General features: G+C 38.5%; 8 protein-coding genes. 1 reads left to right on the top strand and 7 read right to left on the bottom strand.

Translation table 11 applies throughout. The features are described from left to right. Nucleotides 1-203 precede the first annotated feature (203 nt). On the bottom strand, nt 204-2,906 hold the full coding sequence (locus AC2TDL_RS12540) for an MGH1-like glycoside hydrolase domain-containing protein (protein ID WP_484696436.1): 2,703 nt from the start codon (nt 2,904-2,906) through the stop codon (nt 204-206). Nucleotides 2,907-3,035: 129 nt separating this feature from the next. Between AC2TDL_RS12540 and AC2TDL_RS12535 the strand changes: the two genes are divergently transcribed. Then, entirely contained in the window at nt 3,036-3,911 is an 876-nt protein-coding gene (locus tag AC2TDL_RS12535) for an AraC family transcriptional regulator (RefSeq protein WP_484696435.1), read from the top strand. Nucleotides 3,912-4,006: 95 nt separating this feature from the next. Here AC2TDL_RS12535 and AC2TDL_RS12530 read toward each other — a convergent pair whose 3' ends face one another. From AC2TDL_RS12530 to AC2TDL_RS12505, 6 genes are all read right to left on the bottom strand, one after another. Then, nucleotides 4,007-12,211, bottom strand: a complete 8,205-nt coding sequence (locus AC2TDL_RS12530; protein ID WP_484696434.1) for an InlB B-repeat-containing protein — start codon at nt 12,209-12,211, stop codon at nt 4,007-4,009. Between the two features lie 456 nt (nt 12,212-12,667). Further along, entirely contained in the window at nt 12,668-13,597 is a 930-nt protein-coding gene (gene rnz / locus AC2TDL_RS12525) for a ribonuclease Z (protein ID WP_484696433.1), read from the bottom strand. Nucleotides 13,598-13,714: 117 nt separating this feature from the next. Continuing rightward, nucleotides 13,715-14,383 carry a methyl-accepting chemotaxis protein gene (locus tag AC2TDL_RS12520; RefSeq protein ID WP_484696432.1) on the bottom strand — a complete coding sequence of 223 codons (669 nt, stop codon included), beginning with the start codon at nt 14,381-14,383 and terminating at the stop codon, nt 13,715-13,717. A 59-nt stretch (nt 14,384-14,442) separates the two neighbouring features. Further along, nucleotides 14,443-15,776, bottom strand: a protein-coding gene (locus tag AC2TDL_RS12515) for an IS3 family transposase (RefSeq protein WP_484696053.1) whose coding sequence is annotated in 2 segments (ribosomal slippage) — nt 14,443-15,392 and nt 15,392-15,776 — 1,335 coding nt in all. Because the reading frame shifts where the segments join, the coding sequence is not laid out codon by codon here. Nucleotides 15,777-15,778: 2 nt separating this feature from the next. After that, nucleotides 15,779-16,870: a methyl-accepting chemotaxis protein gene (locus tag AC2TDL_RS12510; protein ID WP_484696431.1), complete on the bottom strand. Its 1,092-nt coding sequence runs from the start codon at nt 16,868-16,870 to the stop codon at nt 15,779-15,781. A 408-nt stretch (nt 16,871-17,278) separates the two neighbouring features. Then, the gene (locus AC2TDL_RS12505) at nt 17,279-18,061 is read right to left on the bottom strand and encodes an arginase family protein (RefSeq protein WP_484696430.1); all 783 of its coding nucleotides are present in this window, start codon (nt 18,059-18,061) and stop codon (nt 17,279-17,281) included. Between the last annotated feature and the right edge of the window lie 362 nt (nt 18,062-18,423).

Here is an 18,423-nt window from a genome sequence, read left to right as displayed (position 1 = left end):
TTCTGTTTTCTCTGTGAATGCAAGTTTTACTTTCCGTTTGATAGCTCAATTATAATTAAACGTTATAAAATCTAACATGGTTTTAACGAATAAACCTTGTGTTTTTTTGATTTTACTTTAAAAACATAAAAAAATAACAAGTCAACTTGTTAGATTGACTTGTTATTTGAATTATATGTTAGATTTTATTACATAAAATCATCTTATTTGAGACATTTAATCTCTAATTTCCCTTCAGTAATTACGCATGGAATCGAAACTTCCAATAATCCGCTATGTCTTTCTTTAGCTTCAATGGCTTCACCGTTCAATACCACTTGATAAGTATGCCCTTCTGCCATATGAATGATAAAGAGATAAGTGCCGCTAGTTTTGTCATTATAATAGTTATAACATAGTTGAAGATGATCGTGATTTTCACTGAATGTTTGCTCTGTCACCCACACATCGTAGCCAGTTGTAATTGTCCCTGGTACATAGTAACTCTTAAACCAATTTAGTACTGGGGCAGACAAAGCACCAAATTGATGCCAACCCGCTCCGCGACCAGAAGCAATAATAAAATGCTCCATACAGTTATAGGAGAGCTCCGTTTCTTTTTTCCACAAATCTAGCGCAGTTTGCGCGATTAAAAATGCTTCATCGCCTCTGCCCAAGGAAAGCAATGTCTTCCAGAAAAACCATTGATGAGAGAACCATACTGCTCCATTCCAATAACCATCAATCCGGTAATAAGGAGCCTTTTGACTAATCGCTGTTAAGCCGATTGGACTGCGAATTTCCTGTTCACTCATCATATGTTCAAGAAGAATAACTTCTTTTTCCTCATCGCATATTCCCGCAACTAATGGATAAATCCCATCAAAGCCTTGATTGTAGTTTTCTCCTGATTCATGCTTTAACTGATAGCTAGGATTGCCTAATTCATCGTGTACAACATAGCTGTAATATCCTGAAGTTTCATCCCATGAATATTCCTCTAAAGCACGTGTAAACATCTCAATATTTTGCTGGTACAATGACACATCCTCTTGTTGTTCCAGCTCGATCGCTGCCATTTTTAATATTTTTGCAATGCGAATTACATGAGCTGTAACAGAGGCAGGTGATGTTCTTCCCCCTAGCTGCTCGGCATGAACATATACTTGCGGGGCATAGTCATCCCAACCACCGCTATTATAGAAATAATCCCAGCTCGTTAATAAATTTGATTTAAATTTATTAAAGGTTGATGAGCCTAACTGTCCGCTTTGGAATAAATAATATTGCTTTAATCGTTCATAGAAAAAGCTAAGCATCTCTTTATTTTGTGTTCGATTCCATATTTCTAAATATAAATAATGCTGCACAGGAACAGGACTGCCATGATGAATGTAGGCAGCATGCTCATTGCCTGGATCAGTGACATAGGTGTTAAGCACTTCGATTGCCTTATCAACATCAAGCTCAAGCAAACCTAAGCCAATAAAGCCTGCATCCCAAGTATATAAGGAATCCCACCACTTGCCCGGCGTATAATGACGAATATAATCTCTTTGAATATATACAGGATAAACAATATTGGTCATTAACGTCGCTTGCATCAATTGCTGTCCTAGTCGATAAGTTAAGCCTGATGTAGAAGCTGCGAATGGAATAAGCTTACCTTTTGCTGCTTCATACACTTTTTCACACGCCTTAGGAGTTAAACTAAATTGCTCTAGAAAACTATTAACTTGCTCCCTTGAACCATTTACTACTGCAGCATATACTTTCTTTTCACTTAACGGTGCAATTGGAATAGGCTTTAACATGACATCGTAATAATGCCCTTCCCCGTTACCAATAAATTTAGGCTCTCCGTGATGATTTACTCGAAAACGTAAAGTTATGTCCAACTCTGCGGAAATATATTCGCGAAAATCATAATGCTCATAAGACCATACAATTCCGTAATAGTCCTCTGCATCTTCATATTTTAAGATTACACTTTGTCTGACAGGTCCTTGTTCAATTATTGGCTCAAACTGAAATGGAAGTTCTTTATATTCGACTTGTTCAATTTCATCATTTTCTGCGATTACAAAACTGTCGAGCATAAAAGCAGCATCCTGTAATGAGGTTATCGTTAATGAAAGTGAGGGGTTATCCAGCTTGCCAATGTTTAATGCAAAACTAGCAAATTCATCGCCTGAAGCATTTAACGTTAGCACTTCTATGATAGAGTTATTGAAATTGAGTTGAATACTTGCTGTATTCAAAGCTTTATAGCGAATTATTAGTGTCGCATCAACATAGCTATGGTTAATTTTCCAGTTATAAGCTACCTTATCTCCGCAAGTTGAGCCAAAACCTTTACCAATCACTGAACCAAAGGTAGCCCCATGTTCTCTCTGTTCTCCTCTTAGTAGTCCATCATAAACTAAATTATCTGAAGGTCTTGAATTGGTATACGCTAACTCTTTATATTGCAATGCATCTAAAAAATCACTTTGCTGCGGACCAGTAAACTCGCATATTTTAAGCAATGACTTGTGATTGCCGATTTGAGGATAATGAATGGAAGAAATCAATTGCAGCGTTACATTTTGCTCCGCTTCCGTATTATTTTGAAAATGACAACGAATTAATCTAGCTTGGTTTGAAATCTCACTGTAAGATATGTCTGCAATAAGCTTGTCTTTCCATTCCAGCTCATGGCGAAAAGCATAGTACTCTAAATTTGGTGATGCTTCCCAAGGATGGTACCCAGACTCCCACAATACAGAAGGAACATCGATTTTGCGACGATAAAAACCTGGCACCACACTTAAATCATAGCGAATCCCTTTTTTGGGATGTGCGATATGGGATATTCCTGTATATTTCTTGGAGAACGGTCCCCATTGCGGCAATCTCACATCATGATTATGTTCTAAATGCTTCATCTCTTGTGCATCTCCTCTACGTCGTTTACGATAAGTATAGAAGAGAGTGGAGCCTATTAAACAGGCTGTATCCCGAATAAAATACTCTCGATTTCGTCATATTATCGCTACGCAAGGAGCGCTCCTATTATGAAGACTACTGAGACTGCTTTACATGAAATTGTTACTTATCTTGATACCTACTTACGCATTCAAATGTACGAAAAAAAGTATCTTCAACATAATCTTCCGCATACAGGGGATTGGCATGTGCATAAAGAGGTGGAGTTGCTGGTCGTGTTAGAAGGCTATGTGCAACTTGAAACGATTGATAATACTTATACCTTGCACAGTAATCAAGCTTGTATTCTCGGCAGTCTTGAGCCGCATCGTTGTATAAAACCTTATCAACAAAAGCTAACATACTTAGTTTTGCAATTTGATCCGAATATCTATTTTGATCCGAGCAATATTATGTTTCTAAATCTATTCTTAAATCAAACCCAACCATTAAGCCGTATTTCACCCTATTTAAATTATGAGCTAATTCTTCCTATTATTAAGCAGCTTTATGATGAGATTGAGCAAAGTAAACCAGGATACAGTCTTGCATTAAGCGGAGGAATTCGCTTACTGCTATGGAACATCATTTCCACTCAGCAAGCACTAGAGTCGAGTTCAGAAACTTCGCTGGTTTATTTAGAAAAGCTACAGCCAGCATTGCTTTATATTGAAAATCATTTACAGCATAAAATAAAAATTGAGGATATTAGTAAAATCTTAAACTTCAGCTACGATTACTGCAGTAAACTATTCAGCAAACAGCTAGGCATGAGCTTTATTAATTATGTTAACTATCGCAGAATTAAACATGCTGAACGATTATTACTTACAACCGATCTCACAATATTGCAAATTGGTGAGCAGGTCGGAATTCCTTCCTCAGGACAATTTCATACGTTATTTAAAAAGTATCATCAGTGCTCGCCTAAGCAATTTCGCGATTTAAAAAAGCAATCAGTATAAATTAAAACGCCCCCTTTCGCAGAAGATTATTGCTCTGCTAAAAGGGGGCATTTCTATTATTCCATCTCGTTCAATTTTGACACTCAATCATTACTCTAATTAAAATCTGGATCGTACTTCATCACTTTTATCCACTGTTCATTATAATCGTAGAAGATGACATAAATATTGTCGTTATCGTCGATAGTCATTCTTCTCAACCAATCGGTGGCTGTCGAGAATCCAGGATTTCCAAGTGGAGTCCAAGATCCTGCAAATCTTTGAACAGTAAGTTTATTGTCTTTCGTCGCATCGTTATAAATAACATATGGAATATTGTTACTGTCAATAATGATGTCACTTGTGGAGCCAGCCTTTGTTTGAAATGCTGCATTACCTACAGTTTCCCAAGTCGTGCCTGACAGTTTCTTCACAGTCAGAATGGAGTCACTAATGAATGAGACATATATTGTGCCATCTGGAGCGATCTCCATTGATTCAGAACCATTTCCAGTTTTGTTGGTCGAGAACTCGCCAATAGAACTCCAAACACCATCCTCGTATTTTAATAATTCAAGGTCTGCTGTATAAGTACTTTCGTTAGTTCTTTGAGTTGCGAGTACATATAGATTCCCATCTCCATCTATGGCTGCATCTATATAGGCTGCATTATATTTTCTGCCCCAGTTGTCGCCAATATCAGACCATGTATTTCCATCATATTTTAAGACTTTTAGCGCTTGATCTTCAAATTTATCGAAAATCACATATAAATTACCGCTATCATCAGTCTTTAATATTGCATTTTGTCCTGAATAATCTGCCCCCAGTATAGGCTCTACGCCAGTACCGTCATACTTCACAATAGCTAATGTTGCACCATTCCCCATATCCGAATACGAAAGGTAAATATTATCGTTGTTATCAATAGCTAGATGAGATAGGTAAGCATTTACGCCAGTATCATCGATCTTTGTCCAGGCATTATCCGCATACTTCCAAAATCCATGTAAAGGATAAGTACTAAGATAGAAGTTTAGATTCCCTTCGCTATCGACTAACAGTTCCGTATAAGACATATCATACAAATATGTGAATGGCTCACCGACAACACGCCATGGTGACAATGTCCACATCGCATATAATGTCATATCCTCCGTTACAACTTGGTTAAAGTCATAGAGATTACCATCACTCGTATACCAGCCTTCAAACGAATAACCGTCTCGGAACGGCTGAGCAGGACGCGTCACTTTTTTTCCCGGATTGATGAACTGACTATCGACTGGCGAGCCCTCATTACTGTCGAAGCTAACCGTTAAGCTAGCTAACCTCCACTTCGCATATAACGTCATGTTTTGTGTAACTCGGGTCGTTGTAAAGTTAAATGCTTCCGTTAACTCACTGTCAATGTACCAGCCCTCCAACGTATATCCATCTTTTTGCGATGTTGGTTCTAGCGCATATTCGTTATACTCTACTGTTTGGCTTTCTACTTCTGAACCTCCATTGGTAATGAAAGTAACCGTGTATACTTGTATCCACTTCGCATACAATGTCAAGTTATTTGTTACTTCAGCTGCAAAATCATATGAGTTCGTTAAGCTGCTATTACTATACCAGCCGACGAACTTATATCCGCTTCGAGTAGGTGCATCTGGCTCCGTTGCAGACTGTCCATGAGTAACAATTTGTTGATCTACAGCCGAACCTTCGTTGCTGTTAAACGTAATCGTATATTGTTTAATCTCCCATTTTGCATACAGCTGCAGATTATTCATTACCTTCGTTGTAAAGCTAAAGCGATTTTCTAACTGCTCATCACTATACCATCCGAGGAAGTTATAGCCTTCTCTCGTAACAGCAGGTTCGGCAGCTACGCCTCCTTCTTCAATGATCTGCTCAAACACTTCACTTCCACCGTTGCTGTTAAAGCTTACTGTGTAACTATTTTTGGTCTCAGCTATCCACTTCGCATAAAGGGTGAAGTTTTTCGTCACGGTTGTAGTTGCGAATTCATAGTCATGAGTCAATTGTTCATCGCTATACCATCCGCTAAATACAAAACCTTCACGTGTAGGAGCCTCTGGCGCACTTGCAAATTGTCCTTCGGCAACCTTCAAATCACCTACTGGAGAACCACCATTGCTATTAAAGCTAATTGTGTAGAGCTTCAACCACTTCGCATAGAGCCTCATGTCGCTTGTCACTTCTGTATTAAAATCAAACTTATTATTCAATTCGCTGTCGCTATACCAACCATCAAATTGGTAATCGGTTTTTGTTGGTTCTTGCGGCGAACTAACTTTTTCACCATAATTAACTTTCTGATCTTCAGCTTCACCCACTCCGCCATTAAGCTCAAAGCTTACTGTATATTCGTTAATCTTCCACTGTGCCGAAACTTCTAAATTTTTTGCCGGCATCGTTTGTGGAATTTCTGTAAAATCTGGAGTTAATGAAGACCATCCAGTAAACTCGTATCCTTGTTTTGTTGGCTCTCCTAAATAAATGTGAGTCTTCGCACCATACGGAACTTGTACTTTAACATTTTGTGAAGCCGTATCAGCACCATTGTAATTAATGCTCAATTCATATAGATTGCGCTTATAATATAGCTTCAGCGCAGTAGAACCGTCACCTGCAATTGGCGCAGCGACAACCGTGCCAAGAACTGAAGTATCTAGCGTATAACCTTCATAGCTTCTCGTTTTAATCCCCTGTAAATTTGCCTCAGCATTGGTCGTACCACGATAAGTTTCTGTGTTAGCAACTGTATAGCTATTACTTCCGATATTTTGCAGCAAGTATGCCACTTGATATGGCGTATCACTAGCTGGAGCCCACTGAGCTGTGTAGGTAATCGGAGTATCTGATTTTGGCATTCTGCTCGGCACTTCAGGTGACCAACCAACAAAGAGATAACCTTTTCTCGTTGGAACGGGGATATTTCGCTCGATATTTTTGCCAAACTGTTCTGTAATGCTGCTGCTTGGCGCTAACGGGTAGTTATAGTCAAAGTTAATTGTGCTATATCCTGGATAATAATAAATTTTTGCAACCGTTGAGCCATCTCCCTTAATAACCACACCATTTACTCTGCCCTCTGCATAACCATCTTGCTCGAAAATATTTGAAACGATGCGAATTTCAGAGTCTGTTGTCCCAGTAAGATGTTCGGTTATCACAGGCGTATCTGATGTACCAGTATTCGGATCAATCCAATAATGTTCAACCGTATACGGCGTATCGGTATTTGGAAGCCAATGCGCATACAGTTCAGAATCTCCAGCTGGCATCGTGCTAGGAAGATTCACCTCTTCACCGCCAGTTGCTTCTGTATACCAACCAGCAAAAGTATAGCCTGGCTTAGCAGGTATTGTTGGATTAATTGCTGCGTTATATGGAGCAACAATTACTTGGGTCAGCTGACCATTCTCTGGATGCAACTGAAGCGTAAAGTCACCGTCTCTTTGCACCCAAACTAATGGAATGCTGCGAGAAAGCGGCTGTGACGAATACGATAGTTTACTTTGCTTCCATGTTATAACCAAATTACCCTTAATGATTGGAAGGTTTCTATTTTGCACTTCTATTTTTCGCGAATATACGTTAACGCTGAAATTCGGATTATCGACCTTCACCTCGAAGGATGTCGGATTATAGACAGAAGTTTTACTTTCCCCAGTTTTCAAATCCATAACTTCCATCGTAAACAACGAATCTGGTAGATCGAGCGATGCTGCTTTTCCTGCAAAAAATAATTCGTAAGCGTGCTCCTTAGGATAGTTAAAATCTAACACGGCGGTTTGCGAACCTCTTTGGAAAAGCGGCCATGTTTTCACATACAACGGTATCGATTTTTCAAACGTATCTTTGATCGCACTCATATTTAAGTTAATATCTAAATAAATACCCGCTTCGAAATATAATGAACCGCTCGAATTACTAACCGTTCTTGTGCCATCAACTTGATAATGATAGTAAAAATATCCCCATAATTGAACATAAGCACCAGGTTCCGCCAAAGCCCCGACATTTGCCAGGTCCACTGAACCTAAACCTGCTTTAACACTGAGCTCTATCCCTGCACGAAGTCCAAGTGTGCCCATGACATAGAAAGTAAACTGCATATCGCCATCGCCTGCTAATGACATCGAACCGCTTTTACCCTCTAATTCAGTTACTTTCATCGTTAAATAGTAACGTTTTGCAGTTTTATATCTAAAGTCTAGTCCTACTGTTAAGTTCACATTAGCTTTAACAACGAAATCTGCTTCAACTCTGACTTCGATTAAGAAGCTAAATAGATAATAACTTTTCTTTGTAATATTTTTCTTAACGAGCGTCGTCCATTCTGTCTCATTGCTAAGCATATCCTGATAACGTTTTTTGATTGCATCAGTATCTGCTGCGTTATCTTTCATACCTTTAAGAATTTCAATTAATTCGACCTCAATATTAATAAGCGTCAAAGGTACAATGACATCTTTACCAGACAACCAATTTAATGCGTCTTCTAGCTTACTATGCTCAACAGTTGTAATCTCCGCTGTAATGTTAAGACCAGTATACGTAAAAGCATCGACATTTGCAGTTACGGTATATTCAAGTTCTATAAATGGTATTTCTACTACATATAAATCAACTGTCGTACTTACCCATTCTGATGAACCATCAACGCTAACATCCAAAGAAAGCTCTTCAGTAAATGTAGCCGTCATATGGATAATCATATCGGTTTCTTTAGTAACAGAAATGATAATATCGGCACCTACTTGCAACGTAACACTTACACCATCTCTATACTTAATATTTTTCAGGGATGTCCCAACGTTTGCAAGCACAGTCAAATTTCTTACTCTAAATTTTTGGCGATCTAACGCTGCAGCTGTTGCCCCTAACGCTGCTGCTTGAGTTTTAAACGTATTGGTCTGAATTGCTAAACCGGACAAATAATCTGCCGCTTCATCAACAAAGCCGCTTTCTAAAGCTTGAGTCTCGAGTTGCTCCTCAAGCTTCGCTATATCTTCATCCGACAACATCGACATTCCGTCAATACTTTCTTTTTGATAGCTATCAAAGAAATGAATGATATCATCTTCTGTAGCATCTTCATAGGTGATCGTAATCATATCAGCCGCTTGTTCGACCGATATAATTTGTACGTAACCGATAAATCGTTTGTCAGGATTTTCGATTTGTTCATCATAGAACGCGATAAAATCTCCAACGTCGATTGTAGTCAGTTCATTTAAGCCCAAAGGAGCATATTTCTCATCGCTAAAGTTCATTACGCTTTGCTCAACCGTTATTGCGTAATTGTCACGCTGACCATCTGTATCCTCTGCAATGTTCACTGGAAGCACATCTGGCTTAAATAGCACATCCTTCATCTCAGCACGCGAATAATGATAAGTGTTATTCTCAATATTGGTGATTTGGATATAAGCTATACTGCCATTGTCTTCATCCGATGTATTGATCGTTCGTAAGTCAGGATGAATCCCTTCATAAAGAGCAACAAGACTGCCTACCCCGATAGGTTGATTTCCTGTGTAGGTGAAACTTCCGTCCCCATCATAAATGTCAGGAGTCACTTGTCCATTTACAGTCGTTGAAATTAGCGGAAGTGCGACTGTATTTACCTTCTCACCATTTATAGTTAAATCGCTTATTTCTGAAAAAGGTAAATAAAGCATATTCGGATTAAATGGAATATCTAGTTTTTCTTGCTTAGCAATGCTAAACACAAAAATCGTTGTTGTCTCATCTTGACCTTCGAAACTTAGATTCTCGTTTTCCAACGTCAGTTGATAGGTATGACCTTCCTCAAATGTTCCATCTTCTGCTGCAGACGTTACAACAAAAGTACCATTAGCACCTATAACATTAATGCCATCAAAATTAGAATATCCGCTATCTTCGAACATGATATTGTCTTTGACTTGATTAGCTGTCATCGCACCAGTCTTATCCTTGACAACAACAGTAAAGTTAGGCGCAACATCTTGCACGGAATAACTCGGAATACTTTGCTTTGATTCATGCGTTTCTTCTGTGTATTGTGCATGTAATGTTATGTCTGAATTAACCATACTACCTTGTGTGAAAACAAGTGAATAATCGCTGTCTTGATACCAGCCGAGGAAAAGATAGCCTTCCTTATATGGTGCAGGCAGAATTGTAGATAATTCTCCTTCTTCAACCGTAATAGAATCTACTTGTGATCCGCCAACGCTGTCAAAGCTAATTGTGTAAGTTGTATTCCACTTCGCATACAGCGTAAGTTCTTCAGTAACTGGTGTCGAAAAGTCATAAATAACTGTTAAATCGCTATCACTATACCAACCGCCAAACGTATAACCTGTGCGGGTCGGTGGGCTAGGCTCAGATACTAACTCCTCATAGTTAACAGTTTGAGCTTCTACCGTCGAGCCATCGTTACTATTAAAGCTTACTTTAAAACTGTTTTTCGTCCATTTTGCATACAGCGTCATATCACCCGTTACAGGTGTTGTAAAGCTATAAATCTTTGTCAAATTACTGTCGCTATACCAGCCATCGAATGTATAGCCTGTGCGAGTTGGTTGATTAGGTACAGCAAGCTTGGCTTCGTAATTAACTGTCTGATTTTGGACAGATGTTCCACCGTTACTTTCGAAGCTCACCGTATATTGATTAACATCCCACTTCGCATATAACGAAATAAAATCTTGTATAGGTGTATTAAAACTGTAAATATTGGTTAAGCCGTTATCGATATACCAGCCAGCAAACGTATAACCTGTGCGGATTGGTTTTTCAGGCTCGAATGCCAATTTCCCAAATTCTACTATTTGATCTTCAATCGTCGATCCATCGTTACTATTGAATTTCACCAAATAACGATTTACATCCCACTTCGCATATAGCGTTAACCCGCTAGTTACTGGTGTCGCGAAATTATATTCAAGCGTTAATTGCTCATCGCTGTACCATCCGCCAAATGTATAACCGTAGCGAGTTGGGTTAATAGGCTTGGAGATTACAGCACCATGTACTACCGTTTGAACTTCTACTTGGGTACCTTGGTTACTATTAAAGCTTACTGTATAGCGATTAATACTCCATTTCGCATATAATATAAAGCTTGACCTAACTGAGGTTGAAAAATCGTAAGCGTTAGTCAGTTGACTATCTGTATACCATCCATTAAAGGAATAACCTTCCTTAGTTGGTTCATTTGGCAATGCAACTGTTTTATCATATTTCACGTTTTGAGCAGCAACAGTAGTCCCACCATTTGTGTCAAACGTAATTGTATATACAGTATCATTAGCACCATCATCAGGATTATTTGTATTTCTTGGAGGAGTTGTTTCCTGATTCGGCTCATCCGATGGGGTGGGCGCTGCAGTTGATGTTGTTGTTACTGCTGGTGTTGTTGTTACTCCTGGTGTTGTTGTTACTCCTGGTGTTGTTGTTACTGCTGGTGTTGTTGTTACTCCTGGTGTTGTTGTTACTGCTGGTGTTGTTGTTACTCCTGGTGTTGTTGCAGTTGATGTCGGTGAAGGTGTTGCCGTAACTTGACTCTGCTTCTTCCACGCATCGACTATCTTATCATTGCGCATAAATAATACTGCCGCTTCAGCACGAGTAGCTTGAGCACGAGGGTTAAAATTCCCCTTTGCATCCCCTACAAACAATCCAGCTTGCCAAAGCTTCACAACTGCATCTACTGCCCAATTGGAAACATCAGCTAGATCATTTGGCTCCGTGTTATCAGCATTGCTAGATTTATAGTCAATTCCATGGCTTTCAAAAAAGCGAAGCGTCATCGTTACCATTTGCTCTCTTGTAATCACCGCTTCTGGAGAAAATCTTTCAGTGCTGGTTCCTTGGCTAATCCCTTGCTTAGTTGCCCATTCGACGTAAGGCGCATACCAGCTGCCTATCTTCACATCAGTATAGGAAGAAGTAACGTATTGGCTTACATCTATACCAGCCATACGTCCAAGTGCTGTCACGTACATAGCACGAGTCAGCGGTTCATTAGGAGAAAACATATGGTTACTCGTACCGCTAAATATCCCTTTCCTATGGACATAGTTTACCGCATCGAAATACCAATCAGTTGTCTCAACATCTTGAAAGTTATCCAATAATGCAGTATCTTCGACGTCTGTTAGCGTCATATTTTTAAATATGTCGGTTGAATTAGCCCCGTTGGACTCGGCCGATGCCAGCGACTGTAGAGGCAATCCGCTTACCACAATACTGATGAGTAGCGACCAAATCACAGTTAGTGACATCCATCTCCGCTTTGAATTTTTTTTCATATCTAGTCTTCCTCTCTATTAATGTTAGAAACGATTGCAGTTCAATCATTATCCAAAACTAGATACAACCATGAGCTGAGAAGCTATCTTATTCTCGTATACCGTCTATCTGCTGATTTAGTCGCCTATATTCATTTTTTATTGCATTATGATATATCGAGCTAATGATCGGCATTTGGTATTTCACACATGGGTGCTACTAAAAATATTATCAATTAATTTAATTTTTGTTGCGGATGTAAAGAAAACCTTAAATTAAAATATAAAAATAGAAAAAATGAAAAATACTGGTTATTTAAGATAAAATAGCAGTTGTCAGCACATTAATATTTTCCATGAGATAGAATTGATTCAATTAGCACTTTCTATTTAAATCAAACCCAAAGTAAGTCACTTATATCACTTGTTTATTGCTAAAATAATATTTTTTTGATTAAAGAAAAACAGATTCTTAGTTTAGAATCCGTTTTTAGGTATCGTATACGATTGAAGTTCTGCTGCGACTTCTGTATGCAGAAATAAACTTTTAGCCTCTGCCTCTAACTTTGCCAAATCCTCATTTGTATATCGCGAGCTAAAATGAGTAATATATAGTTTTTTAACAGCTGCAGAACTTGCAATTTGAGCCGCCTGCAACGCGGTAGAATGTCCATATTCATATGCTTTTTGTTCTAAAATATGAGCAAATGTCGCCTCATGAATAAGTACATCCGCCCCCTCACTTAACTTTATGGCGTTTGCACATGGTCTGGTATCACCAAGGATAGTTATAATGCGACCAGGTTTCGGCTCACCCACTGCATCAGCTGCACAAATAATGCGACCGTCCTCTAACTGTATATCAATTCCTGCTTTCAATTTTCCATAAATAGGACCAGGCGGCACTCCCATTTCAGTTAGCCAGCGAACATTAAGTGTTCCCGCTCGCTCATGCTCCTTAATTCGATAACCGAAGCACTGTATTCGATGATCCAATGGAGCAACTTCAATCATAAAATTGTCGTCCTCGTAAATTACTCCTTCTACAATTTCTACAATTTCAAACGGGTAATTAAGATATGTTTCCGTTATGCGTAAATTTGCTTCCACAAATTCACGCAAGCCTGGCGGTCCGTAAATTTCTAATTTTTCTGTTGCGCCTAGCGCTGAACGACTGCTTAATACACCTGGTAAACCAAAGACATGATCGCCATGCAAGTGCGTAATAAAAATTTTGCTCAAACGAGTTAACTTTAAGGGCGTCTGCATCATCTGATGCTGCGTTCCCTCTCCGCAGTCAAACATCCAAAATGCCCCGCCATTTTCTGATATTTTAAGTGCGATAGATGTTACATTTCTTTCACGAATTGGCATTCCTGCGCTAGTTCCAAGAAACCAAAGTTCCATCCCGCTCCCCCTTTTTAAGGTCCATAAAATGGGTAAAATATCGCATATTATCTCATGATGTGCCAATGATTATACAACGCCTAGCCTCTTCGTCATACCAAACCGTGTATTGTCAAATTAAATTTCAAATTTAGTTACTGCGATACGCAGCTCTTTAGCGTTTCCTGCAAGAGCTGATGCTGCTCCAGTAACTTGCTCGGTTAATTCCAATTGCTTCTCTGTAATGCCCGTAATTGTTTCAGCATCCGCTGCGGTTGTTTTTGCTAAGTAGGCAACATTGTCCATCGATGAATTAATTTCCTCCATGCCAGCAGTCAACTGCTCAGTTACAGCTGACAGCTCTTGTATTCCTTTATTCGCTACGGCAATGGAAGAAACAATTTGCTGGAACGCGCTGCCCATATCTTTAACAACATGAATCCCATTTTTTATTTCATGATCAGTATTTTCAATCATTTGGGATACTTTTTCCGTATCAAACTGAATCGATTCTACGATGTTAGTAATCATGGCTGCTGAACTATTAGCTTGCTCAGATAGTTCACGAACTTCTTCCGCTACAACGGCAAACCCTTTGCCATGTTCACCTGCTCTTGCTGACTCAATCGCTGCATTTAATGCCAACAAATTCGTTTGTTTAGCAATAGCTGTAATTGCCTCAGTTATTTTTCCTATTTCATCAGCTCGAATTTTCAAATCAATAATAACGTCATTTGTTTCAACATTCACCTCATGAATGCGTTCAATTTGATGAACAACATTTTCAACGGACTGCTGTCCATTCATCGCTTTTTGAATACTTTCCTCTTAAAATGTACCCTCTGTAAAGGACAATTATTAAAAGGTTAGACGACTTGTTCTAGCTGCTGTCTGTATTTTGCAGGCGGCAGCTTTTTTAAATTCCACTGACCACGATAGTAATTGTAATAGATCATATAGTCCTTAATTTCTTGTTTAACCTCGTCTAACGTTTCACAATGACTAATCCTTGTTTCATCTTTGAGATGTCCAAAGAAGGATTCTTGTGGGGCATTATCCCAACAATTCCCTCTACGTGACATCGATTGACCTAACTTCATTTTCTTTACCAACTTTTGAAATTTAGGATGCGTATAGTGCATACCTTGATCGGAATGAATAAAAGCATCTTTGGTTAAATGACGATGTTTTAACTTCAGTTTTTGGAGCGTGTTGATTGCAATATCTAAAGTGATTTTATCGGATACTTCATAGGCTAAAATTTCATTTGTTACAGCATCTTTTATGGTAGACAAATAGGCACGTTTTCCGTATTTGTACGTTAAATAGGTAATGTCCGTTAATAATACTTTTCCTGCTACCCCTTGCTTAAAATGACGTTGTAGCAGGTTTGGACATGTTCGATGTTCCTTTGTTGCTTTCGCCATTCTTCGATATGGATTAGCCTTTCGAATCGGACATATGATTGAAAATTTTTTCATAATACGACGAATTCGTTTTAAGTTAAATATAATCTGATATTGATTTTCTAACGTCATTTTAATTTGACGTGCCCCTTTGTTTCGATTGCGGAAACGATAGGCTTTTAGAATGATCGCTTTCAATTTCATATCGGCTTCCTCACGTTTTCTCCGATTGCGTACTGCCTCTTCTTTGAAATAACCATAATAACCTGAACGTGATACGCCTGTGAGTTTACAAAGATAGCTAGCAAGTCGTTTTAATTGATATTTCTCAATAATCTGATGAATGAGTTGAAATTTTTGACTGGTACTTAATAGGATTTCTTTTTCATCATCTGCCTTTCTAGTTGATCGAGCTTTTTTAATAGTTCATTCTCTGCTTGTACTAATTTCATCTTCGCCTCTAAACGTGCATATTTCTCTTCGATGCTTAACTCACGCTCTAATGGACGACCAGAACTATATTTACGTGTATCCTCTAATCCTGCTACTCCGTTATCCTTATAAGCTGCACGCCAACGACTAGAGGCCTTCCAGATACGTGTCATCCCTAACACTTCTGCATCAAACCCAGCTTCTTCAAAAATTTGAGAGGGGAGTTTCCCTTGCTCATACTCGTGAATAAATAACTGCTTAAATGCGTCCGTATACGTAATTGCTTTTTCGCTAACTCTTTTTACATAAGGATTTTGTCTTAATTGTTCCTGTTGTTTTCTTGTAAATAATTGTTTGCTCATATTCATCGGCTCCGATTGTTGTTTTGTTCATTATAATCAAAAAAAGACCCAATAAGATAACCTTTTTCAAGTGTCCATCTTATTGGGTACATTTTATCTGAAGCACCAGCTGCATTCAATGCATTTTCGGCAATTTGTGAAATACCTTGCGTAATTTCATTAATCGCTAATGCACTTTGCTCAATCATTTGCTGTTGTTGCACCACATGTTCTGTAATTGCAGCAACAGACTCTGCAACATGTTTAGTCGAAACAGCATTTTCCTGAGCGTTTAGCAGTAAACCGCTTGCTGACTCTTCCACTTGATTGGTATTCCCAGTAACTTTATGTAATAAGTTTCTCATATTAGCAGACATTTGATTAAAACTTAACGATACTTCTGCTAACTCATCACTAGCCTGATCAACTAATGTATGTGTTAAATTCCCGCTTCCAGCTTGCTTTAGCACATTTTTAATGGTTAATAAACGCTTTTTAATTCGATTTGTAAACAGCATAATGATTACAATAGCAATCATAATAATAACAACAAGCGATATTATTAAACTTTTTATAATCTTCGCTATGATCGTTTCAATCATCTTTTGGGAAGCACCGATATACAACATCCCGATAACGTCACCTTCACTATTATATAAAGGTCGATATGCAGCTTGATAGAGATGACCAGCAACGCTAGCTTCCCCTACATAGTTTTGCTTATTAGTTAGTACTGCCTCTGCTACAATTTCGGAAACCTTAGTGCCAATTGCTCGCTCACCATCCACTAATACGTTCGTTGAAACCCTAGTATCTCCTTGGAAAAGTGTAATTGTACCCTCAGTATCTGAACTAATTTGATCGACAATATCATAATTTCCGTTAATAAGAACATCGCCTTTATAAAGTTGCTCCTCTTTTATCCTCCAATCCCCAGGATAATATTCATCTATATAACGATATGCCAAATTCAAATCGCTTTTTGCTTTTTCAGCAGCAAACGCCTTGATCCCTTCTTCCACTTGATTTTTCACCACAACACCAACAATAACGGCAAATAATATAATAATACTTAAAAACAAAAGATTTATTTTGCTACCTAGCTTAAATTTCAACTCTGCTTCCTCTTTTCTCTATGAAGTTGTTTATCTCTATGAAGTTATTTAAAAAGAGCAGACGCCTAATTACCGGTGCAATTTTGCACAGCTAATCAGGCGTCTGTTTTATGTTAATGTCATTATTTATCATTAACGATAATTATACGCAACTAAACTCGTTGTTAGCACGAACGTAAAATAGCACAAACGTAATTTTCCACCCTGTATTTACCTATATGATTATAAATCGGTGGGATGTTCAATGCAACAATTTCATGACAATCTGTTATTTTTAATGACAAAAATTAAATGTTCAACTCATTTTTCGTATAAGCACTAAAAGTGTCTTTCTCTTAAATGCTCAGAATTTCTCATTTCGCTCTCTTTCAACTTGCTTGCATATCAATGAATAGTTGATTTATCATATCACCCAGCCAGCAACAGATCAACGATCGCCTTGTTGGCAATCTCATTTTTCTTAAGTAACCGTGCTCGCTCGTCCGATAGAAAATCTATGGGAGATAGCGGCAGTTCACCGCAAACATCCACACCTACAAGCGGATGGGTTCTTTTCAGTTTACGAATCACATCTAATAGCTGTCGTAAAGTCATGCTGCCCTGATCCCAATTCGTGATCGCATTTTCTCGATCCAGCACATCCTTATCGATACTAATATAAATTGGCTGGTTGGGCAAAAGAGAACAGACAGCGCGCACAATTTCCGAGGCTGATAGATGACTTACCTCTTGCTCAGAGATAACGGTGACGTTGTCGGGAATGCTGGATGTTTCGCCGCGATTTGAAAGGTGAGCACCGATAATAACGACACGATTTAAGAGCGGTAAAGTTCGCAGCGCGGTGCTGACCCACGAACCACAGGAAATAAGCGGAATATCGTTATTTTGCGCGAGATCAGTGTGGTGGTCGAATAAAATTAGCGAGAACGGCTGCTGGATTTCTGAAAGCAGCACATAAGTGACATAATGATAGTTTCCGTTCCCGATTAAAGTGATACGCTTATATTTTCTTGATTTTAAACGAGTTTGAATTTTACGTAAGGAATCGATACTACAGTAACCAAGGCAACCGTGCAAATCGGAAAAATCAATCCACTCAAACGGGTATCCTCGGAACAACTGTTGTTGCTTTGGCAACGTTTCATCAAAGTTTAACAAGGAAATTCCGCTGTTCATCGTTCTTTTTTTCATTGTTTCACACTCCTATTTCTTTAAGCTTGCTTAATTGATAGGCGCAACGCAATGAAACGACGATGTTAGCATCATCAGACAATATTTCTTGTAGGACAATCTTTGTCGTGTCAAAAACTTCATTCTATTCATTACATCAAAATGTTTACTTCGATATTCTTGTAAACTATTATCGGTACGTAATTCTTCTGCTCCATATCGCTAACTGCTAACATCTTCGATAAATAGTTTTCACTCTCGGTTGTCATCTGCACCCTAATTATTGCGCCTACTTCGAATGGATGGTTCACATTTGATCTCAGCAACAATGACAACGTGCATTAACGTCCATTAGATAATCTATCGACTAATTATGAAGAAAC

The sequence above is a fragment of the Paenibacillus sp. plas6 genome, from assembly GCF_057221655.1.
Note: the sequence above shows the minus strand (reverse complement) of the source record. Positions and strands in the feature narration are given on the sequence as shown.

Excerpts from the sequence above, each read along its gene's own strand:
- AC2TDL_RS12540 (WP_484696436.1), bottom strand. The coding sequence starts at position 2,906 with ATGAAGCATTTAGAACATAATCATGATGTGAGATTGCCGCAATGGGGA.
- AC2TDL_RS12535 (WP_484696435.1), top strand. The coding sequence starts at position 3,036 with ATGAAGACTACTGAGACTGCTTTACATGAAATTGTTACTTATCTTGAT.
- AC2TDL_RS12530 (WP_484696434.1), bottom strand. The coding sequence starts at position 12,211 with ATGAAAAAAAATTCAAAGCGGAGATGGATGTCACTAACTGTGATTTGG.
- rnz (WP_484696433.1), bottom strand. The coding sequence starts at position 13,597 with ATGGAACTTTGGTTTCTTGGAACTAGCGCAGGAATGCCAATTCGTGAA.
- AC2TDL_RS12520 (WP_484696432.1), bottom strand. The coding sequence starts at position 14,383 with ATGAATGGACAGCAGTCCGTTGAAAATGTTGTTCATCAAATTGAACGC.
- AC2TDL_RS12505 (WP_484696430.1), bottom strand. The coding sequence starts at position 18,061 with ATGAAAAAAAGAACGATGAACAGCGGAATTTCCTTGTTAAACTTTGAT.